The 20,988-nt window shown below is 42.3% G+C and carries 18 protein-coding genes, 1 pseudogene and 1 riboswitch; of the genes and pseudogenes, 6 read left to right on the top strand and 13 right to left on the bottom strand.

The window, feature by feature from the left end; translation table 11 throughout:
- Window positions 1–4 precede the first annotated feature (4 nt).
- Window positions 5–1,312, bottom strand: a complete 1,308-nt coding sequence (locus tag DESOR_RS02920; RefSeq protein WP_014183122.1) for a DUF4179 domain-containing protein — start codon at window positions 1,310–1,312, stop codon at window positions 5–7.
- Window positions 1,309–1,833, bottom strand: coding sequence for a sigma-70 family RNA polymerase sigma factor (locus DESOR_RS02915; RefSeq protein WP_014183121.1), 525 nt, complete (start codon window positions 1,831–1,833; stop codon window positions 1,309–1,311). Before DESOR_RS02915 ends, DESOR_RS02920 begins: the two co-directional genes overlap by 4 nt.
- A gap of 157 nt (window positions 1,834–1,990) precedes the next feature.
- Window positions 1,991–2,128: riboswitch (cyclic di-AMP (ydaO/yuaA leader) on the top strand.
- A 1-nt stretch (window position 2,129) separates the two neighbouring features.
- On the opposite strand from DESOR_RS02915, the gene DESOR_RS02910 reads away from it, so the two are divergent.
- From DESOR_RS02910 to DESOR_RS02895, 4 genes are all read left to right on the top strand, one after another.
- Complete coding sequence (locus tag DESOR_RS02910) at window positions 2,130–3,551, top strand: C40 family peptidase (protein ID WP_042330746.1); 1,422 nt, start codon at window positions 2,130–2,132, stop codon at window positions 3,549–3,551.
- Window positions 3,552–3,798: 247 nt separating this feature from the next.
- Entirely contained in the window at window positions 3,799–4,020 is a 222-nt protein-coding gene (locus DESOR_RS02905) for a hypothetical protein (RefSeq protein WP_242832447.1), read from the top strand.
- 141 nt (window positions 4,021–4,161) lie between these two features.
- The gene (locus tag DESOR_RS02900) at window positions 4,162–4,797 is read left to right on the top strand and encodes a hypothetical protein (RefSeq protein WP_158308999.1); all 636 of its coding nucleotides are present in this window, start codon (window positions 4,162–4,164) and stop codon (window positions 4,795–4,797) included.
- A gap of 315 nt (window positions 4,798–5,112) precedes the next feature.
- Complete coding sequence (locus DESOR_RS02895; RefSeq protein WP_014183116.1) at window positions 5,113–5,835, top strand: lysophospholipid acyltransferase family protein; 723 nt, start codon at window positions 5,113–5,115, stop codon at window positions 5,833–5,835.
- 230 nt (window positions 5,836–6,065) lie between these two features.
- Here DESOR_RS02895 and rbsB read toward each other — a convergent pair whose 3' ends face one another.
- The 7 genes and pseudogenes from rbsB to DESOR_RS02860 all read right to left on the bottom strand — a co-directional run.
- On the bottom strand, window positions 6,066–7,001 hold the full coding sequence (gene rbsB / locus DESOR_RS02890; protein ID WP_014183115.1) for a ribose ABC transporter substrate-binding protein RbsB: 936 nt from the start codon (window positions 6,999–7,001) through the stop codon (window positions 6,066–6,068).
- A 191-nt stretch (window positions 7,002–7,192) separates the two neighbouring features.
- A complete protein-coding gene (locus tag DESOR_RS02885; protein WP_014183114.1) occupies window positions 7,193–8,128 on the bottom strand; it encodes an ABC transporter permease subunit in 936 nt (311 codons plus the stop codon).
- Window positions 8,121–9,617, bottom strand: a complete 1,497-nt coding sequence (locus DESOR_RS02880; protein WP_014183113.1) for a sugar ABC transporter ATP-binding protein — start codon at window positions 9,615–9,617, stop codon at window positions 8,121–8,123. The genes DESOR_RS02885 and DESOR_RS02880 overlap by 8 nt, the downstream gene beginning before the upstream one ends.
- 36 nt (window positions 9,618–9,653) lie before the next feature.
- Entirely contained in the window at window positions 9,654–10,049 is a 396-nt protein-coding gene (rbsD, locus tag DESOR_RS02875; protein ID WP_014183112.1) for a D-ribose pyranase, read from the bottom strand.
- A gap of 1 nt (window position 10,050) precedes the next feature.
- Complete coding sequence (rbsK, locus tag DESOR_RS02870) at window positions 10,051–10,995, bottom strand: ribokinase (protein ID WP_014183111.1); 945 nt, start codon at window positions 10,993–10,995, stop codon at window positions 10,051–10,053.
- A gap of 1 nt (window position 10,996) precedes the next feature.
- Entirely contained in the window at window positions 10,997–11,998 is a 1,002-nt protein-coding gene (locus DESOR_RS02865; protein ID WP_014183110.1) for a LacI family DNA-binding transcriptional regulator, read from the bottom strand.
- Between the two features lie 406 nt (window positions 11,999–12,404).
- Window positions 12,405–12,686 (bottom strand): annotated as a pseudogene (locus DESOR_RS02860) (MerR family transcriptional regulator); the annotation flags it as partial.
- A gap of 347 nt (window positions 12,687–13,033) precedes the next feature.
- Here DESOR_RS02860 and DESOR_RS02855 point away from each other — a divergent pair.
- Together DESOR_RS02855 and DESOR_RS02850 are read left to right on the top strand one after the other, a co-directional pair.
- Window positions 13,034–14,074 (top strand): alcohol dehydrogenase, encoded by a 1,041-nt coding sequence (locus DESOR_RS02855; RefSeq protein WP_014183108.1) that lies wholly within the window; start codon window positions 13,034–13,036, stop codon window positions 14,072–14,074.
- Between the two features lie 186 nt (window positions 14,075–14,260).
- The gene (locus DESOR_RS02850) at window positions 14,261–16,273 is read left to right on the top strand and encodes a sigma-54-dependent Fis family transcriptional regulator (RefSeq protein ID WP_014183107.1); all 2,013 of its coding nucleotides are present in this window, start codon (window positions 14,261–14,263) and stop codon (window positions 16,271–16,273) included.
- A 1-nt stretch (window position 16,274) separates the two neighbouring features.
- Here DESOR_RS02850 and DESOR_RS02845 read toward each other — a convergent pair whose 3' ends face one another.
- From DESOR_RS02845 to DESOR_RS02830, 4 genes are all read right to left on the bottom strand, one after another.
- On the bottom strand, window positions 16,275–17,087 hold the full coding sequence (locus tag DESOR_RS02845; protein ID WP_042330742.1) for a lipoate--protein ligase family protein: 813 nt from the start codon (window positions 17,085–17,087) through the stop codon (window positions 16,275–16,277).
- Window positions 17,088–17,098: 11 nt separating this feature from the next.
- Entirely contained in the window at window positions 17,099–18,058 is a 960-nt protein-coding gene (gene lipS2, locus DESOR_RS02840) for a LipS2 family lipoyl synthase (RefSeq protein WP_014183105.1), read from the bottom strand.
- Complete coding sequence (gene lipS1, locus DESOR_RS02835; protein WP_014183104.1) at window positions 18,055–18,945, bottom strand: LipS1 family lipoyl synthase; 891 nt, start codon at window positions 18,943–18,945, stop codon at window positions 18,055–18,057. Before lipS1 ends, lipS2 begins: the two co-directional genes overlap by 4 nt.
- A 258-nt stretch (window positions 18,946–19,203) precedes the next feature.
- Window positions 19,204–20,988, bottom strand: coding sequence for a methyl-accepting chemotaxis protein (locus DESOR_RS02830; RefSeq protein WP_148265218.1), 1,785 nt, complete (start codon window positions 20,986–20,988; stop codon window positions 19,204–19,206).

Genomic DNA, 20,988 nt, shown 5'->3' with positions numbered 1-20,988 from the left:
TCCCTTACTTGGCGGGAATCTCAAATATTAGGTCATAGTTTTTTGAATAGGTCATTCTTTGGACATTTAATCCCAACTGATCCCCTGAGCCTAAAAATTCCAGGGTCCGGGTATGAATGATCCTCCCATCCGGCAGCTTATCGTACTTATCCATCAAGGTTTGCTCTAAAGAAACCTTTTTCCCATCAATCATCAAATAAACTTTACTTAATCTAAGACTGTCGTCACTGCTGATGGTAATTTCCGTTTTGTTTTGAGAAGTTACGATTTTATCAATCTCAACCTTCTGGCCTAAAATAGTCAGAGTTTGCTTTTCACCCTTGTTGTTCAGGACAAACTGCTGATTAACATCGTGATCCCCTCCAAACCTAACCACTTCAAGTTGGAGATGCTCAAAATTCTCAGGCAGAGGATCAAAATCTTCATGAAAAGTAATCCCTTTGATGTCTGTACTCATTCCGCTTCCCTGAATTTGAACTTCTTTGCCATCCGCCACAAGCTTGAGCACCAGTTCGGTAGGGCGTATTCTCTCTCCGCTTAACTGGTCCTTAACTAATTCAAAGATATTCTGAATGGTCCCGCTAATGACTGTTTTGGTTGGAGAGGCCAGAATAGAATCAAGTTTAATGACATTATTATCGACTTGAATTTGTGCATCAAGGGACTTTTTCAAAGTATGTCCCATGGCGGTATTTCTGTTTAAAGTAAAGCTGATTTCAGCCTCCTCTTCTTTTCCCGGCTCCATCTCCGCAAAATGCAAGGTAAGGTTTTTCTCAAAGGGCAGCGGGGGCTCGAAACTGGCAATGTATTTCATTTCTGTTTTATCCTCATTGATTTCTCCTTGAGAATTCTGAAAATCATATCTGCCCCAAAAAGCTTTGAGAAACATAAAGGGAGAAATCTTGTTTTCATCAACATGCCCTGAAGGATCTTTAAGGGTATAAAACAACAACAATTGATTTTCATCAAGCATTACATAATCAAGGGTTAAGGAAATCCCGTCTTTAAATTCGTATTTTTTCCCGATTGCTTGCCCTTTGCCAAGTTCACTCAATTGTTTCAAAGAAGCCGTCATAATCTGATCATAGCCAAGAATCTGCTTGCTATAAAAGGCAATGACATCATAGTTAAAAGAAAACAACATAGCTATAATAATGATCATAGCTGAAGCATAAACTTTCAAGCCTTTTCCCGGTCTGGATTGTTCCCTCGTTTCTAAAGCCTCGCGGAGCCGTCCCTCTAACTCTTCCGGTACTTGGATTTCCTCAATTTCCAGTTTCTTCGATTTAAGTATATCTTCGATACTTTTCATCCTTTACTCACCCCCATGCTTTGCTTTAATTTAAAGAGCCCTGTGTGAATTCGTGACTTTACGGTTCCTAAAGGGATCTTCAAAAGTTTTGCGATGGATTCATAATCCATATCCAGATAGTAGCGTAATTTTAAAACTTCCTGGTATTTCTGGTTAAGTTTTTCCCAGTGCTCTTCTATATCCATTTGCTCCTCTATCCTATGAAAAACGTCTTCATGAGAGCCTTCCGGAACATTTCGGAATAATAGAACCTTGTTTTTTCTTCTCAGGTTATCTCTGCAGCAATTAACTAGAATGGTTTTACTCCAGCTATAAAAAGAAGCATGATCCTTTAGCTTTTTTAGATTTTCGTAAACCTTAAGAATCATATCCTCCATGGCATCTAAGGCATCCTCTTGATTCTTCATATAGGTATAGGCAAGGCGATAATAATCCTGCTTTTGACTCATGATAAGTTTGATCAGTACTTCTTTATTGCCTGTTTTTGCTTCTTTCACCATCCGAATCAACTCGTCTTCCAATGTTGTCACCTCACTATCTATCCCTATGACTATTATCTTACTGATTTTGTTCATTTTAGAGTAGGTTTTTTACAAGAAAAACTCCAATTTCCACATTTTCCACATAGAAAATTTAGAGGACATTCCATAATTATGTCGAATATATAAAGTCGACAAAATAAATTAAAAGCTTAATCTAGGTAACCTAGAACGGGGGAAATTTTTTTTGGGGTGAAACGCATACTAGAGTGCGAAGGGCTTAAACCTTGTTGCCCGAATCCGTCAACTAACCTCGTAAGCTAAGAAAGGTAAGAAACATGCAGTTGCCTCCAATCCTGTCACAGTTCAAGAACTTTCCGATTCTTGTACGCAGCACATTACAAAGAGTTCCCTGGAAATCGCCCATGGTTATCGGTGGTTTATCGATTACAATACTCCTAACAGGAGGGCTTACTTATTATCTCTCAACAACCACTTCTGCCGCTGCCCTAATCATCAATGGTCAGCAAATAGGTTTGGTCAGTAATGTCAATACCGGCCAAGACCTGGTTAACACCATTCTTAAGGAGCAGGGCTCTTCTTTTGGTCTTACTGCCAAAACTCATGACCAAATATCCTATGAAAATGTCCGGGTTAAACCCGATGTCTATCTTAAATCCTCTTTAAGTGAAGATCAGCTGGAACATAAACTGACCTATTACCTGGAGGGATATAAGTTAGAAGCAGATGACTCGGTTATCGCCTATCTGCCCAGCAAAGAAGATTCTGATAAGGTCCTTAAGGAATACGAAGACTATTATGTCAAACCAAGCGATGAAAACAAAGTTTCTTCAGTCAACTTTGCCGAAAAAATTAATGTTGAGGCAAGCGAAGTTCAGCCAAACCAAATGAAGACTGCCGACCAGGTTTCCAAATTACTAATGGACGGTAAAATTAGTACAAAAGACTATACCGTTTTACCCAATGATTCCTGGTGGCTTATAGCGCGAAAAAACGACATGTTAACGGACGAAGTTTTGGCAGGCAATCCCGGAACGACTAAAGACACTAAGATCCAACCCGGCCAAACTATTAAACTTGTTTCTACTACACCTTATATAACCGTTGTGAGTGAGGGAACCTATTCAGGACCGGAAACCATTCCCTATGATGTTGTCTCTAAGACTGATTACAACTTGGGATACGGCCAAACCAAAGTTGTTGAAGAAGGCAGCAACGGGTCCAAAGTTGTTACATATTCATATGTGCAGAAAAACGGAATTGACGTTACCAAGAAAGTAATCGATGAAAAAATTACTCAAAAGCCAGTCAATCGTGTTATTGCCAAAGGACCCAGCAGTCAGCCGGTGACTGTTGCCTATGTTTCCCGGGGAAGCGGCGGCTCGTCCATCGTGGATCGTGCCCTCAGTCTGCAGGGAACCCGTTATGTGTTTGGGGGAACCAGCAAAAGCGGTTTTGACTGTTCAGGATTCACCAAATATGTTTTTGCAAGTGCGGGAATTTCTCTTCCTCGTACGTCCTACTCACAATTTGCTTCCGGTACCCCTGTCAGCAAAAGCGACCTGCGCTCGGGGGATTTAGTATTCTTCTCCACCTATGCTAAGGGAGCATCCCATGTAGGGATTTATATCGGAGGAGGACGCTTTGTCCATGCCGCTAACCCCAGCAGCGGTGTCAAAGTATCCAGTCTTAGTGACAGTTTTTATTCCTCTCGCTATCTGGGAGCACGCCGCTACTAGACAATACAAGAACATTATAAAGGCAACAACGAGTTAATCCGTTGTTGCCTTTATTTTTTAGGTGAGTATTCTCTTCTGACCAAAAGCACAACAATTTAATAATTGGAATAATATGGTTATATAAACATGAGGAGGGCGACATATTTGCAAGGGTATTCTCTATGGGTCATTCAATGCTATTGGGTTTTCTGGCTGGCTGGTTCTTTCATCGTTGCCATGTTCCTCGGGGGGGTAATATTCAAGAATTATGAAAAAGCAAAATAGATATACTGGAGCAGCTCGTCAAATGCAAGACAAAACACCTGAGCCGTTTAAACCCCGTACAAAGTATTGGGGCATTTGGCTTCCTGTGCCCACAATTATCGCCATCTTCAATTCCCTTTTCTGGACATGGTTTCTACTAAATACGGTGGGCTACACCGTAGAACCCATAGAAAAGTCCGCTGAAAAGATCTTTGAAATGTTTTAGTAATGGGGTGAAGATTTGCTTGCCCAAATTAAATTCAGCTCAGTTTTCCAGCAATATCTGAATAAGTATCTCTTCAGTCACCCAAATCTTTATAATGCTCTGATTTTGGAAAATCGTTTTTTTGCAGACTATCGCTGCAGAATGCTTCAACAAATGCACACCTTGGCTAAACGTCTGGATCCTTTTAAACTTTGCCCTTTTTCCTTTTATTTTTGGTTTCTCATTGAGCCTTATAACGCCATAGGTGTTTCTATTTCGAGCCATAAAGATGTGGACGTCCATTGGCGACAGCAAATGGAACCTAATGAGACCATTTACCTTATCTTCGACATTTTAAAATTACAGCTGCCCTTTCCTCTTACCTTATTGCTCTTATTTTCCGGGTCTGGACTGGTTATCATGGATGGCGTCTTCAGACTTCTTGAATCTGCCGCCGGTAATTATGCAGACAACACTGGCAAACCCGCACTCCGCTCACTGGCTCCCTTTAAATTGCTTCCTAAAATGTCAATCTATTTTCCTGTGATCGACAGCTATACTTCCATAGGCTTTCTTACCATTGATTTTAGGCACCTTGAAATCAGTATAAAACAGGTTATGGAACCTAATGAAACCATTGTCAGCTTGATACGATTCATTGACGTGTATGCCCCTTTTCCTTTACAGCTGTCGGTCATGATACTTTCCGTTGGTCTCTTTATTACAGGTCAAATTAATAATCTGATCACGAAAACAGGGGAAGACCTTTTAAGGGAATTGAATTATTCAACAAACTAATCCGCATTTATGATAGGGAGATGTTAATATGTCCTTGTGGTACCTGTGGGCTCACGGAACAACGTTATATGCGCAGCCCTTTGCCTTTTTTGCTCCTTCAGTATCTCTCATAGCCTTTATCATAATTATTTATATCATTACTTCCCTCAAACTCGTTCTGGAAAATAAAGAACAGCACATACTCTGGTAAAAACCCAATCACCAAGGTTAATCTTACCTTTATAACTTTTTGCAGTTCGTTTATTATGTATTCTCATTATTTCCTGAGCTTCTTAATTTTTGGTATAATACTTAAAAACAATAAGGAGTAGAATTATGGTTTTTCGAACATTTGCATGGTTTACATACTTTTGGATATACCTTCTAGCCATTCAGCCTACGCTTTTAAAAGTCAACCGCTTAGCTAAATCAGGAAAAATTGACGAGCATGACCGGCTCACAAACCAAACCGCCAAGAAATGGGCTCACTCTCTGGTACATCTGGCAGGCGTGACCGTTGAAATCCGCGGAGAGGAAAACATTCCTGCTGAAGGCCCTGTTCTTTTTGTAAGCAATCACCAGGGAAATTTCGATATTCCCATTCTGATTGGTTATATCAGTAAACCGAAAGCCTTTATTGCTAAAATAGAGCTATTAAAAATTCCTTTTATCCGCACTTGGATGACTCACCTCAAATGTGTTTTTATGGACCGCTCAGATATTCGCCAATCCCTTAAGGTTATTAATCAAGCAGCGGCGTATCTCAAAGAAGGCTATTCTATGGTGATTTTCCCAGAAGGTACTCGCAGCAAAGGGGACACTCTGGGAGAATTCAAACCCGGAAGTTTGAAATTAGGCCTAAAAGCCGGAGTTCCCATCATACCAATGGCCATTCAGGGGTCGTATAAGATCATGGAGAACAACGGTTTTCTGATCAAGCCAGCTCATGTCAAAATCACCATTTTTGAGCCTATCCCGACGAAGGGCTTAACTAAGGAACAAGCGGCGGATTTGCCTGATAAAGTGAGAAATATTATAGCCGAGGGGTTGTTGCGCTAAGAGATCTTAAAATTATAAAAATACGCTTTGAAACAATTTTAATTAGTGTTTCAAAGCGTATTTTTTATAATTACGCCGTCTGTGTGCTCCAAAGGCAATCAAGTACAAAGGTATTGTTTAGCACGAAACTAATTTCTACTCTAAAAAAATCATAGGCTCAAGAACAAGCATCAAAAGTATCTATAAACCCCAAAGCCCGGGCGCTCCTGTTTTCATCCTCTGAGAAAGTTTTACTTAGTAACCAGTTCTAACTCCACTGGGATATTAGCATCAACCGTTTCCCCTTTAGCGACTTTCAAGGCAGTCTCCAAGGAGGTTTTGCCGATTAACTCCGGTTTTTGAGCGATAGTAGCCGCCATTTTTCCTTCTTTGACTGCTTTCACTGCATCATCGGTAGCATCAAAGCCAACAACCATGATATCTGTTCTACCGGCTGCCTGAATGGCACTAAGAGCTCCCAGAGCCATTTCATCGTTATGAGCAAACACAGCTTGGATGTCTTTATTCCCTTGCAGGATATTTTCCATAACCGTCAGTCCTTTAGCCCGGTCAAAATCCGCAGGCTGGGAAGCTACAACTTTCACGCCTTGTTTGCCGTCGACAACATTATGGAAGCCTTGACCACGATCCCGTGCCGCAGAAGTTCCTGCAATCCCTTGCAGTTCTACGATATTTCCTTTATCCCCTAAAGACTTCATGATATAATCAGCCGCCATGCTGCCGCCTTTTACATTATCGGAAGCAATATGAGAAACTACTTTACCTCCATTGGAAGCTCTGTCAACAGTAATAACAGGGATATTCGCTTTATTGGCGGATTCCACAGCTGAAACTACGGCATCACTGTCAGTTGGGTTAATTAGAATAACGCTGACTTTTTTCTGAATTAAGTCTTCAATGTCACTAATTTGCTTAGCTGTATTGTCACCGGCATCCACTACCAACAGATCGGCACCGGCCTCACTGGCAGCCTTTTCGGCACCTTCTTTAAGAGTAACGAAGAAAGGATTATTTAAGGTGGAAATCGAAAAACCAATGGTTATTTTGTCCGCCGGTTTTGCTGTGTCTTTGTCTTCTAAATTAGATTTTGTCGTCCCACAGCCAATAAGACTAATAGACATCAGAACTACCAGAACCATCATCCATAGACTTTTGTTTCTTTTCATTTTTCTTCTTCCTTTCGCTAGGTGGCTAAGCACCATGTTATAGAGTGAAACCAAACATTGCTATACTAAGTCTTGCTTCTAAGCCTACACATCCTCCCCCTCTAAGAACCCTCTATATCCACAACCTTAGAATCAATTGCTGCTAAAGTTGGAGATTTCCCTAGTTTTCTTCGGCTTCAAAGTTGCTCTGATTATTTTTTTGATCGATCCAACAGGACTGCCAGCAAGATAACCCCGCCTTTAACAACCTGCTGATAAAATGATGAAACGTCCAATAGATTCAAGCCGTTATCCAAAATTCCGATGATCATAGCACCAATCAAGGTTCCGGCAATCCACCCTTTTCCGCCCGACAGGCTGGTGCCTCCTAGTACTACCGCTGCGATAGCATCAAGTTCATAAGAAGCACCTGCCGTCGGCTGAGCGGAATTTAAGCGTGATGTAAGGATAATTCCACTCAAAGATGCCATTAAACCGCTGATACCGTAAACCAGAACTTTGACTCGATTAGTATTGATTCCGGAAAGACGTGTAGCCTCTTCATTTCCCCCTAAGGCGAAAACATGCCTGCCAAAGGAGGTAAATTTCAGTATGATGTAAAGTACCCCAAAGGCTAAGAGCATCCAGATAACGGGCATGGGAATATCAAAGATATATCCGCGTCCAATTAAGCCGAAAACATCCGGGAATCCGGTGATGGGCTTTCCTTCTGTATAAACTAACGTAAAACCTCGAAAAATCGTCATAGTTGCTAATGTAGCGATAAACGGCGCAACCTTTCCCCGGGCAATAACAACTCCATTGATTGCCCCCATTAAGGTTCCGGATAACACTGCAATCCCAATTGCCAGCCAAGAGTTTCCTCCTGAAGCCATCATCCCGGCTGCAAAAGCGCTGGAAAGGGCAATAATCGAGCCGACGGAAAGGTCAATCCCTCCTGTCAAAATGACAAAGGTCATGCCAAAAGCAAGTAAAGCATTAATTGAAACCTGACGCAGGACATTGAAAATATTGCCCATCGTCATAAAATCCGAATCAATAATGGATAAGATAACAACAATCAGAGCCAAGCCAACAAGGGGTCCCATGCGCTGCAGAATTCCACTTTTCTTTCGGACATTATCCATGACTTTTCCCTCCTGTAGCAGCAAGCATAATTGTTTCTTGGGTGGCATCTTTACCTGAAAATTCCCCTGTGATACGTCCCTCATGCATGACGAGAATTCGGTCGCTCATGCCAAGAATCTCCGGCAGTTCTGAGGAGATCATGATAATTGCAACTCCTTTCTCAACAAGCTGATTCATTAAGTCATATATTTCTCGTTTCGCCCCAATATCTACGCCTCGCGTCGGTTCATCAAGAATTAAAACCTTAGGCTGAGTTGCCAGCCATTTGCCAATAACCACCTTCTGTTGATTTCCCCCACTTAATGAACTGACCTCTTGTCCATGATCATGAACTTTGATCCTTAATTTACTAACACTATCCTTGACAAAATTCTCCTCCAGTCGGTGGCTGATAAACCCAAATCTTGACAAGGAGCGTAAATTCGGCAAAGCGAGATTTTCGCGAACGGAAAGCTCTGTGACAAGACCTTCCCCTTTACGGTCTTCGGTAATCAACCCTAAGCCGGCCTTTATGGCATCCGCCGGATTATTAATAGTCACAGGCTTGCCGTTAACAAAAATCTTACCTTGATACTTTCCAACGCCGAACAAGGCCTTGGCTAATTCCGACCGACCTGCCCCCATTAATCCTGCAATCCCTAAGATTTCACCGGCCCGCACTATCAGGTTAATATCATAAAGTACCCCTTTTTGGGCCAAATCTTCCACGCGAAGACATTCTTTACCAAAAGTCACGTTCACCTTTGGAAAGCGTTCTTTGATCTCCCGGCCCACCATCATCTGTACTAACTCATCCATAGTCATAGACTTTGTCTCTTTACTGCCGATGTACCGGCCATCACGCAGTACGGTGATCCGATCACTAACCTGAAAAATTTCTTCCATCCGGTGAGAAATGTAAATCATGCCAACCCCTTGCTTCTTTAAAGTCCCAATTAGCTGGAAGAGTTTCTCGATTTCTCGTTTGGTCAAGGCTGCCGTCGGCTCGTCTAAAATCAGAATTTTGGCATGCATGGAAAGGGCTTTGGCAATTTCCACCATCTGCTGCTGTCCAACGGAAAGCTCCCCAACAAGGCTATCGGGACTCAAATCCATTCCCAGCTGCTGGAGATAGTTTTTCGCTTCGGCACGCATTTTGGTCCAGTTTATAAATCCCGTCCGTCCCAATTTAAACTCCCGGCCTAAAAACATATTCTCTTGGATTGACAAATCTGGTATCATATTAAGTTCCTGATGAATGATTGCTACTCCCAAGTCCTGAGCAGCTCTTGGAGATGAAGGGATAATCTCAGTTCCTTCGATTTGAATAGAACCTGCATCCTTGGTATAAATTCCGGACAGAATTTTCATCAAAGTTGATTTGCCCGCTCCATTCTCTCCCATCAGAGCATGGACTTCTCCTCGGCGAAGGGAAAACTGAACATTTTCCAACACCTGGATTCCGCTGAAGCTCTTGTTGATATTCTCCATCGTCAAGAGATCTGCCATATCTGAATCCCTCCCTAGATGATTGCATTACTGATATCAGAAGATGACGCCGGCTTCAAGGACGACATTGGCGTAGGAAGTAAACTCTCCCGTGCGAATCACTGCTTTAGCCTGATGGGTAAGTGCCTTCAATTCTTCATGGGGCATAACCCGGATGGGAACCCCCGGAAGTGTGGCCGTCAGTTCCTGCAATTTAATCCTGCTTACCGATCCCATTTCTTGAGCTACATAAGCATTTTGGACACACATTTCTTGGAGAATTGTCTCCACGGTCTCCAGAAAGGATGGGACTCCTTCTTTCAAGGCTAAATCAATTCGTTTGACATGAGGAGGAATAGGCAGCCCCGCATCGGCAATGACAATTTTATCCGTATGCCCAAGCTCGCTAATCACTCGGGAAATCTCACTATTTAAGATGCCAATCTTTTTCATCTTAAATATCCCCCCTTTCGCTGTATTGGCCTAAAGTAAAATGCTCTTCGACCTCTCTCAGCCTTGGCATGCCACCCTGGGCTCCAAATTTTGTTACGGCCAGAGCTGAAACTTCAACTGCAAATTCGGCTGCTTCCCGAATCGATTTCTGCTGAGCCAAAGCATATGCCAGCCCTGCATTAAAGGCATCTCCTGCTCCGGTAGTATCAACTACTGGAACCTGATGACCCAATATTTTCGTTATGCTCCCCTCTTTTTCCATAAATGCAGCACCTTCAGCCCCCAAGGTCGTCACACAACAGGTAACACCCGTGTCCAATAACCGGTTGATTCCCTGAGCAACGGAAGATTCTTCAGGCATACCTGCCAACAAAGCAAGTTCCGAACGATTGGGGGTTAAATAATCCACCTGGCTGAGCAGCTCTTGGGAAAGGCTTTGGGCAGGGGCAGGATTCAGCATCACGATCTTGCCGTGTTTTTTAGCCAGTTGAATACCGTATTCCACTGTTGCCAATGGAATCTCTAATTGCAGAAGGACCAGATCCGCCTCAGCAATCATTCTTTCATTGTCCTCCAAGTCTTCAGGTAAACATAAAGCATTCGCACCGGGAACTACAACAATACTGTTGTCCCCTTCTGCTAAGAGAATAGAGGCGACACCTGTAGCTTGGGAATCATGTTCCTTGACCCCCGTTATATTGACGCCTGTCTTTTTCAAGGCCCTTTTGAGTTCTCTTCCAAAGGAATCTGAACCGACGGCTCCAATCATTGAAATTTCCGCACCCAGCCGCGCTAAACCCACTGCCTGGTTGGCACCCTTGCCGCCGGGAATAAAATGAATTTCATCGCCCATGACGGTTTCTCCACGTTTAGGAGCACGCCTGGCTTTGACAACTAAATCCATGTTCAAGCTGCCAATAACAACAACTTTGGGAGGCTGATTCATCTTAGCTTCCTCCTTTGACGGTGGATTTTCTTGGTACTAACGTAACGTCCAATTCTATTAAGTGATTATCACGAATCCCGCTCTCAATCTCTTCGATTAAAATCCGGGCAGCCAGTCCTCCCATTTCATAGACCGGCTGAGCTATGGTCGTCAGTTCCGGTTCGGTTATTTCTGCTAAACCAATTCCATCAAAACCACAAACTTTGACCTGCTCCGGCACTCTAATTCCCCGCTCATGCAATGCTTTAAGCGCCCCAACTGCCATGAGATCATTTCCGGCAAAAATCCCATCCAGATTTGAGTGTCGAGCAAGCAACTGCTCCACAGCCTTGCGGCCGCTCTCGATATCAAAATTGCCCGGTATCATCAGGCTGGGAGAATACCCCTTTAAACCACCGGCAGCTTCCTCATAGCCCAGTAAGCGTTCCCGAGCCGTGATAAAGTCCTGGGGACCATAAATATGGGCGATAGACCGGCAGCCTTGCTCGATGAGATGCCGAACAGCAAGCTTCGCACCTTGGCGGTTATTGGAACGAATCACAGCGCAAGATGCCGTGTCCAGCCCTCTGTCCAGCAACACAATGGGAATTCGTTCTTTTCTTAACCCTTCCACATCTTCTTCACGAATGGTATTCGAAGCGAAGATGAACCCATCGACGTACTTTTTCTTCAAAGCTTTAATATAAGAACTCTCTTTTAAGCCCACATCATCTGAGTTGCCTAAAATAACCGTTAATCCTTTCTTATGGGCAACGTCTTCTACCCCCCGGGCCAGGGCCGGGAAAAAGGGATTCAGTATATCCGGCAAGATCAAGGCAATAATCCCCATTCTTTTACCTGCCAGACCTCGAGCTACGGCATTAGGCTCGTATTGAAGCTGCTCGATGGCTTTTAATACCTGGCCGGCAGTTTCAGGATTCACTGATTCCATCTTATTAATTACCCGGGAGACTGTGGCCACAGATACTCCCGCCAAACGTGCTACATCTCTAATCGTTGCCAATGAAAAAACACCTGCAATTCGTTTTGTAATCGGTTACATTTACAAACCAAATCATTCACAATTTATTACTATCCAATAATGAATAAACTCTTATATAACAGCGTTCAAAATAGTTTAATGGTTAAATTTTAGTAGTAACTTTAAATAACCAAAGCCATTGTAAACGGTTACATTACTTGTCCAATTTTACCGTTTTCAGAATCAACTGTCAATCCTATTTCATGATTTTAGAGTACCCAAAATAATGAATAAATACCATTATTGGATATTCACAAGGAAAAGATCCACACCCCTTGGATGTGGATCTTTCTTATCCCAAATTAATCAAATCATCTATTGCTGCCTTGCAGACGCATAGGCTTCTGCGACCACACTGAGGTAGTAACAAAGTCCTGGCTGTTGATACATCCAGCCGCTGCCTGCGCGCATAAAGCAGTTCATACTGATTTGTTAAGCACAATTGACGACTCGGCTCATCCTCAAGCACCTTTTTAATATCTTTGAGGGAGAAGTCCAGTTCACGAAAGAATAGAATCCGCTGCAGTTGCTCCAATTCCTTCATACTGTATAAGCGATAACCGGCATCACTAATGCTCTGGGGAGTAAGCAAACCGATTTTATGATAATGATACAGTGTTTTAACAGTTATTCCTGTTAGATTGGCAGCTTCTTTTACCGTATACAACATAAATTTCTCACCTCAAGAACCATCATAATGCCTTACCTTAGGTTAGAGTCAAGTAAAAAGAACAATACGAATCCTAAATATTGTAGCGCTACACATCTGTAGCGCTACAATTGTCGTATTTTTAAACTTAATTTACCATGAATTTGTTCAATGAGCCATCTCGACCCTGATTTTGTGATTCTTCATGGCTGGCATTAAACTTGCAGTTATCAGAATATTAAATAATATTCTGATTATATCGCTTAAGAAGGGAGTGAGTTAATGGTATATCGAGGGAAGCACCGGTGAAATTTAACAAGCACTTGCTCGTTCAATTTTGAAATAAAGTATAGCAGGAGGGGGATATAATGAAAGCATTTGTTTATCATGGTCCAAAAAAAATGAGCCTTGACCAAGTACCCGACCCCGTTATTCAAAAACCTACGGATGCAATAGTAAGAGTGACGACCTCAACGATTTGTGGAACAGATAAACACATCAGAAATGGTGGACTGCCCGAGGTAGAAGCGGGAAGAGTGATTGGGCACGAATTTTGTGGCGAAGTCGTAGAAATTGGGACAGGTGTAAATAAGTTCAAGAAAGGTGATAAGGTTGCTGTTTCTTGTATCACACAGTGTATGGAATGTTACTATTGTAAACGCGGTATCTACTCAAGATGTGAAAATGGCAGTTGGATCTTTGGCTATAAAATTGATGGCTGCCAAGCTGACTACGTTAGAGTTCCTTACGCCGATTCTGGAATGTACCATATTCCAGATAGCTTAACTGATGAAGATGTCTTGTTTGTAGGAGATATACTTTCTACCGGCTATTTTGGAGCAGAAAACGGTAATATTCAACCCGGAGATACTGTAGCGGTATTCGGGTCTGGCCCAGTCGGAATGTGTGCTATGGCAACTGCTCGCCTATGGTGTCCTGCTAGAATAGTAGCAGTAGACATTGATCAATCCAGGCTTGATTTTGCAATTAAACAAGGTTGGGCGGATTACGGGCTAAATCCTCAAAAAGTGGATGTTACGCAAGCTTTAAAAGAGTTTACTAGTGGACGTGGAGCAGATGTTACCGTTGAAGCTAATGGATTCGAGCCAACTTTCAAAGGAGCAATCGCCGGAGTAAGACCAGGTGGGACTGTTTCAGTGATCGGAGTCTTTGAAAAACCACAGCTTCTGGAAATGCAAACTCTCTGGATTCAAAACATTACAATTAAAATGGGGCTAGTCAAGGCCAATCATATTCCCGAGCTAATCGATCTTATTAAAGAGGGGAAACTGAATATGAAGCCGCTCATAACCCACACTATCCCATTATCTCAAGTTGCTGAGGGGTATGATATCTTTGAAGAACGACGTGACAATGCGATTAAAGTAGTACTCAAAGCAGATGCCTAATAGTACTTTCCCATGGAAAGGGTCTTTAATCCAGGGAGGTCTTCCATATTAAGGAATACCTCCCTGGATTTATTTGCAGTTATTCGCAGACAAAACTTGCTAATCAAGATTGCTTGACATAGAATAGATAATAAGTCCGACAATTTTGAGTTTTCAGACTTATCATCTATACAGAGGGTGGTTTCTATGAGTTGGCAATCAGCGAGATTCAGCCCTAGAGGACTCGTAAAGCACAGGAAATTATTGAAAGATTTTTGGTACAAATTTATTAATCATTCCCCTGATCCTCTTAATATTCAGTCTGCTGTCTACGATTCATGGATCCGTTGTCAGAATTTCAAAATCGATCCTCATCGCATTCGGACTGAAGATCTGCTTAATGACGAGGATATCAAAGACATGATTAGTGGTTCTAAACTTTACAAATATGCTATTACTACTTTGAATCAGTTGTTTGTCCAAGCTGAAAAGACAAGATACCTAATAACCTTAAGTGACTCTCTAGGGAGGATAATCTATCTTGACGGGGATCGGCAAATAAAAAAGCAAGCTGAAAAAATTAATTTTGTATTAGGTTCTAGCTGGAGTGAAGAATCAATTGGAACTAACGCCATCGGAACAAGCTTAAAAACCGGTCATCCTGTTCAGATTTTTGCAGCTGAACACTTTTGTGAAGGAATACATGAGTGGGTCTGCTCTTCATCTCCAATTTGTGATCCTGTTACAAAGCAGGTACTGGGCGTTATTGATATTACAGGGCCTTGGAAAGAAGCTCAGACCCACACTCTAGGAATGGTAATGATGGCTTCTAGGGTGATTGAACAGGAGCTTTATGAACAAGCACTCCTAATAAGACATATGTTGTTGGAAAAATATGCATCAGCGGTTCTTCTGTATCCTCAAAATGGGATTATTGTACTTGATTCAGCCTTTAATCCTATCAAGGCTAATCTATGTGCGCGTGGATACATTCGCCATACCACAGACATAGAATTGAAAACGCTATGGTCAGCTCAAAAATTCACTACAGACATAACGCATCAGATTAATCCCGTGCAACCTCAAGAAAACTATGAGATTTTTATTGAGCCTTTAGGGGTTTCAGGATCAGTTCAAGAAATCTACAGAGGAGACAAACGTATAGGCTTCATCCTAATACTTAGCCAATCAGAGCAAAAGGTATCCTCCGGCCAATCTCATCAAAAGGAAACATGGGCCAAGCTCCAGAGCACCCCGTGGAGCAAAATCATCGGAAAATCGAGCCAGATTCTTTCATCAATAACCCAATGTAATATTGTCGCTCAATCAAATGTCCCAATCTTATTGCTTGGAGAAAGCGGGTCCGGCAAAGAAGTTTTTGCCAAATCAATCCATGAAATCAGCGACCGCAGCAAAGGTCCTTTCGTGGCTCTAAATTGTGGAGCTATACCAAATGAGCTGCTGTCTAGTGAGCTTTTCGGATACGACCCGGGAACGTTCACTGGGGCGGTCAAAGGAGGACGCAAAGGTAAATTTGAAGAGGCCCATCATGGAACCTTGTTCCTCGATGAAATTGGGGAAATGCCTCTTCGATTTCAAGTTCATCTGTTACGGGTTCTCCAAGAACGGGAAGTCGTAAGGTTAGGAGGGTCAACCCCCATACCCGTTGACGTAAAAATCATCGCTGCTACTCACCATAATCTCGAAAAGCTAGTAAAGGATGGGTTATTTCGCGAGGATTTTTATTACAGATTAAATGTAGTAAGTATCACCATCCCATCACTACGAGAACGCCGAGGTGATATTCCATTGTTAATAGATCATTTTTTAAAACAATTCGCTTCTAAATATAGTAAGCCATGTCTTAAGATCGATCGTCAAGTTCGGGATTTTTTAATCAATACTTATAACTGGCCTGGCAATGTTCGAGAATTACAAAACAGCATTGAACACGCAGTGTTATTTTGCCTAGAGTGTACGATTCTAATGGAAGACTTTCCTGACTATATTCAAAGGGCATTAACGCATAGCTCCCCTTTGGCTAGGAATTTATCCTCCGAGGAAAACTGGCAGGAATTTGCAAATAGTAACAAAAAGGCTGTACTAATTAGCCTTTTAAAGGAAACGGGTGGCAATCTTTCTGCAACAGCTCGCCAATTGGGTATTGCTAGGACAACATTATATCGACATTTAGAAAAGTACGGTCTTCGACAATCGTAAATCACCGTTTCATAGTCCACTCCAGCGAGCTGTATTTTTGAACTAGCCTTTGTGAGGTATCTTTTTCTTCATTAGTCAGCACTGCAGGGATTAGATTTATACCCAAAATCTCCTCAAAGCCAAGACAAGTTTCTCTTTCTAACTCCTCAATCGTCACAGGCCGAGTCCATACTTCATCCAGGGCACAAGCCTTGGTCTTAAAGCTCTTTATCAGACGTTGACGGACCTCTTCGTTGGATAATTTCAAAAGACTGAACAGGAGTTCTGTATCAAAGTGAAATATGATAGATCCATGTTGCAAGAGAATCCCATCTTTGCGCATTTGGGCGCTCCCAACGAGCTTTTTCCCCCCTACTGCCAATTCATACCACGAAGGCGCATCAAAGCAAGCCGCTGTTCCCATATGAGAAGACCTTGCCTGGGCAACTATTTCAGCCGACACTCCGACAGCCTTTATCCCTTTTAACAATGCTTCGCTTATTTTTAAATAGGACTGGATAATAGTCCCCTTAAAATTGTCCTCAGACTCGGGGACAATGACACTATAGGTTAGTTCATACTGATGCAGCACTGCCCTGCCACCGGTTGGCCTCCGTACTACATCAATATTGGCTTGGCGGCAGGCCTCTGCATTGACTTCTCTAGAATAGCTTTGAGAATAGCCCAAAGATAGGGTAGCAGGCTCCCAGCCGTAAAACCGCAAAACCGGTTGAGCATCGTGATTATTTTTCATTCCATCCATAATGGCTTCGTCTATGGCCATATTCTCAGCGCCAGTGTGCACTGAGTAAGGCAAATATCTCCATGTTTTCATCTTTATACCCACTATTCTATCCCAGATATTAGTTCCGTCCAGGAACTTTTAACTTCTTCAGAAGTAAGTGGCCTTGGGTAGTTATACAATTCTTCCCTGGGAGATTCGTTATAATAAGGACGATTACAGCCTGGACAACCGGAGGTCTGGAAAGCCTCACCTGTCGAGAGATAGGTCCAAAGCTGCTCTAAATTTATGGAAAAGCTTACAATTCTGCCGGATCGAAGGATAAAATCATCTTCTCGGGCATATTTTCTCCGGATTAGGTAGTGGGCAGCCTGTATTCGGCGATAATGTTCCAACTCTGGTTTGGGTAAATGTTCCATACGGGTCCCTTTTATAGGTGTAAATGCGAACAAGGCTACAGTGATTCCTTTGTCATACATTTGTTGAATAATCCTAACCATTTCCTCCTCTGTTTCCCCTAATCCTACAATAAGGTGAGTCCCAATATGCCCTGGAAACATTTCTGCAGCTTGTAGGAGCAATTCATAACGACTTTGCCAGGATCCATCTTTGGTCCTTGCAAATACCTCTGGAGTTGCAGCATCAAGTGCTAAACTTACACGGTCTACACCATGTTTAAGCAAATCACCAATCTCATTGAGGCTTCGAGGCCCTGCAGAGACGCAAACGGGCATTTCGGGGCTCTTATTCTTTAAGGTTGATACAAAGCTTGAAACTTCCTGCAAAGCCTTGCCATCTTGGACAACTTGAAAACAAACCCTTTGCATAACTTTTTGGGCTTCCGGTAAATGCAAACTCCGCATAACCTCGTGGTCATCAAATTCCGGCCAAACCACTCTAGAAAGTAAATTAGTCTTTGACCTGCTCTCACGGGCTTGAGAACAAAAGGCACAATTAAACTTACAGTGGTCTCCCACCATTAAATAAGCTGTCGTTGGCAAGGTATCTGTTTTTATGTTATTTAAACCTAGTACTTTTGCAGTTCCTGCAGAACAACGAATCATAAAGCGCAACACTCCTCTCCCCATTTGACTAGCAATCCTTTTTCTTCCGCTAATTGCCGAGCTCTCGGAGTAGGTATCACAATTCTGTTGATTCCCAATCCTACCGCAGCTTCATCAAGCTTTTGACGATAATTCCCTTTAGGGCGCATACAGCCAAGGGCAAGAGAGATTTTTGGCAAGCGTATTCTTGCTTTAGCCAGAAAACAGATGACCTCTTCCAACTTAGGAGGTTCTCGGTCAGCGTAAAGAGTACCTTTAGTTGGAATAAATACATTCAACACCAACCCCTCTAAGCCTATATCCTCAAGAATTTCCAATGCCCTTTCCTCACCACTCCAAATCCCGCCCTTTAAGCCAAGGGTTAAGTGAGGAATTATCTTCACATACTTTCGTAAATCCTTATAAACACGAATATAATCCTCTAGTTTGTGTTCAAGGCCGTATACTTCACGAATAGTATCTTCATCTCCAACAAAATCAAAAGAAACCACATTAGCTAGTCCCTTGAGCAACTGGATCTCTTTCTTGTTAATTAGTCCTACATGAAAATTCAAACGAGCATTCCTTGCCTTCAGCATGTATAAGAGGTCTAAGTTGTTCCAAAAAGGAACCTTACCTTCAACATTACATCCACCGCTGATTAACGCGCTGGTAAAGGGAAGCTCTTCGGGCAGCTGTGAGGACAGTTCTTTAGCATCAATCATTCCTCTGAGGTAATGTCCGCCACAATGGGCACAATTGAGAGAACAAGCCGTTCCAGTTAAGCTTAGACTTTTAGTCTTAGTTGGAAAATCAAAGTATATTTCGTCAGGAAAATTATTACATCGGATTTTCCAACCACTTTTTATCCAGTAATTTGTCTCCCAAGAATAAGAATCTTGCTCCAAAGCATTCTTCTCCTTTTACTTTCCTATCTGATATCCATTATAAATATACTGGGCTGCTGAACAATAAAAAAATAAAATATAGCATACACTATAAACCCAACATTTGCTTTTTTCAACATTTCTTTTATCTTCGTCGATAATTTAGAAGACTTTGCTGTCGCCAAGTTTTTTAAAGTAAAAAAAGAACCTAATCTATATAAATTAAGTTCTTTAATATGTTTATGGAAACTACTTAATGGTTAGGTTAAGCTACTGACCTCATACCTGAAATCTGGTCAAAGACATCTTTAAATCTTGGGCCATTTTAGAGAGCATTTGGCTGGAGGAAGCAATTTCCTCAATTGTAGCCGCTTGCTCTTCCGTTGCAGCTGAAACAGTTTGAGTTTGGGCTGCAATACTACTGCTAACTTCATTAATTTCAGCGATGGCGTCCTCAATCTGATTGCTTCCATTAGCTGTTTGTTGGATTTCCGAAGTGATATTTCTTACTTGATTTAAAACCGAAGTCACTAAATTATTAATATCCTTGAAAGCGCGATCAGCAGTGTTGACAACCTCGGTTCCAAGAGACACTTCATGGGTCCCTTTATTCATAGCCGCTATTGCCTTTTGGGTATCTTTTTGAATTTCTGTAATGAGGGCTGAAATCTGTTCAGCAGCCTCACTGGATTGTTCTGCAAGCTTACGCACCTCATCAGCCACGACAGCAAAACCTCGGCCTTGTTCTCCTGCTCGTGCTGCTTCAATGGCAGCATTGAGGGCCAAAAGATTGGTTTGTTCAGCGATTCCTGATATAGTATCAATAATTTGGCTTATCTCCTTAGACCGTTCTCCTAAGCTGTCAATAACTTGAGCAGAACTATTGACGGTTTTTTCGATGCTATTCATTTGATCCATGGTTTTATCAATGGCTTTACTGCCCTCTATAGCTGAAGCTGCTGCTTTTTCCGATGTATCAGCAACCACTTTAGAACTATCAAGAATCTGACTTATTCCCACTAACATTTGTTTAACCACTTGGGTTGTGTTTTCAACCACACTTAGCTGCTTTTCTGCTCCTAGAGAAACCTCAGAAATGGCAGAAGCAATTTGATTGGATGCTTGAGCGGATTGTTCAGCACCAGCAGTAAGCTCCTGAGAGGTTGAAGCCACAAGCCCGGATGACTGGGACACCTTTTCTACTAGTTCCCGCAGATGGTTTGTCATATCGTTGAAGGCCTTCCCTAATAGTCCGATATCATCATCACTGGTCACCTGAATCTCGGGGATATCCAAATTCCCTTCAGCTACCAGGGAGGCAGAACGGGCCATAGGAGCAATTTTTTGAGATATTTTCCGATTAATCATTAATGCGAGGCCAATGGATACGATAATGGCCGCCAGAGTTCCTAAGACAGAGTAACCGATATTTTCCCACATTTCCTTGTCCGCAGCTGCCTGCCGCTCGGCTATGACTTTATTAATATCATTAATATAATTGCCCGTCCCAATAACCCATTTCCAAGGCTTAAATTCTAATGCGTAACCCCGTTTTGGATATTCTTGAGTATCGTTGGGATCCGCCTTGGAAAACCAATAATTCACATACCCGCCATTATTTTGACCGGCTTTCAAGATCTCTTTCATATATAAGAACCCTTTTGAATCAACGGCATTATTGCGGTCGGTCCCGGGAGCCTTGGGATTGGTTCCATGAAAGACGCATATTCCCTCAGTGGTATCCCCCCAGAAATACCCTTTGCCGTCATCACCATATCTCATGTTGGTCATAATAGCTATGGCTTCGTCTTTGGCCTGAGCCTCAGTCAATTTGCCCTGCTGTTGCAGTTGATAAATGCTGTCCAATGTGCTGATTGCCTGTTGAGTTACCAAGCGAATATTTTGATCATAATTGGCATTTAAGGTTGCCGTATATAAATCCATATTGGTTTCTTCAGCGGCAATAATTTTCATGATGTTAAAGCTCCCAATTCCCATAGAAATTACTATTAAGAAAATGACCAGCACTAATACACTCCGATTCATTTTTTTCTTAGCTATCAC

The organism is Desulfosporosinus orientis DSM 765 (genome assembly GCF_000235605.1).
In the GTDB taxonomy this organism is placed as follows: Bacteria; Bacillota; Desulfitobacteriia; order Desulfitobacteriales; family Desulfitobacteriaceae; genus Desulfosporosinus; species Desulfosporosinus orientis.
Note: the sequence above shows the minus strand (reverse complement) of the source record. Positions and strands in the feature narration are given on the sequence as shown.

Excerpts from the sequence above, each read along its gene's own strand:
- DESOR_RS02920 (WP_014183122.1), bottom strand. The coding sequence starts at position 1,312 with ATGAAAAGTATCGAAGATATACTTAAATCGAAGAAACTGGAAATTGAG.
- DESOR_RS02910 (WP_042330746.1), top strand. The coding sequence starts at position 2,130 with ATGCAGTTGCCTCCAATCCTGTCACAGTTCAAGAACTTTCCGATTCTT.
- DESOR_RS02905 (WP_242832447.1), top strand. The coding sequence starts at position 3,799 with ATGAAAAAGCAAAATAGATATACTGGAGCAGCTCGTCAAATGCAAGAC.
- DESOR_RS02900 (WP_158308999.1), top strand. The coding sequence starts at position 4,162 with ATGCTTCAACAAATGCACACCTTGGCTAAACGTCTGGATCCTTTTAAA.
- DESOR_RS02895 (WP_014183116.1), top strand. The coding sequence starts at position 5,113 with ATGGTTTTTCGAACATTTGCATGGTTTACATACTTTTGGATATACCTT.
- rbsB (WP_014183115.1), bottom strand. The coding sequence starts at position 7,001 with ATGAAAAGAAACAAAAGTCTATGGATGATGGTTCTGGTAGTTCTGATG.
- DESOR_RS02885 (WP_014183114.1), bottom strand. The coding sequence starts at position 8,128 with ATGGATAATGTCCGAAAGAAAAGTGGAATTCTGCAGCGCATGGGACCC.
- DESOR_RS02880 (WP_014183113.1), bottom strand. The coding sequence starts at position 9,617 with ATGGCAGATCTCTTGACGATGGAGAATATCAACAAGAGCTTCAGCGGA.
- rbsD (WP_014183112.1), bottom strand. The coding sequence starts at position 10,049 with ATGAAAAAGATTGGCATCTTAAATAGTGAGATTTCCCGAGTGATTAGC.
- rbsK (WP_014183111.1), bottom strand. The coding sequence starts at position 10,995 with ATGAATCAGCCTCCCAAAGTTGTTGTTATTGGCAGCTTGAACATGGAT.
- DESOR_RS02855 (WP_014183108.1), top strand. The coding sequence starts at position 13,034 with ATGAAAGCATTTGTTTATCATGGTCCAAAAAAAATGAGCCTTGACCAA.
- DESOR_RS02850 (WP_014183107.1), top strand. The coding sequence starts at position 14,261 with ATGAGTTGGCAATCAGCGAGATTCAGCCCTAGAGGACTCGTAAAGCAC.
- DESOR_RS02845 (WP_042330742.1), bottom strand. The coding sequence starts at position 17,087 with ATGAAAACATGGAGATATTTGCCTTACTCAGTGCACACTGGCGCTGAG.
- lipS2 (WP_014183105.1), bottom strand. The coding sequence starts at position 18,058 with ATGATTCGTTGTTCTGCAGGAACTGCAAAAGTACTAGGTTTAAATAAC.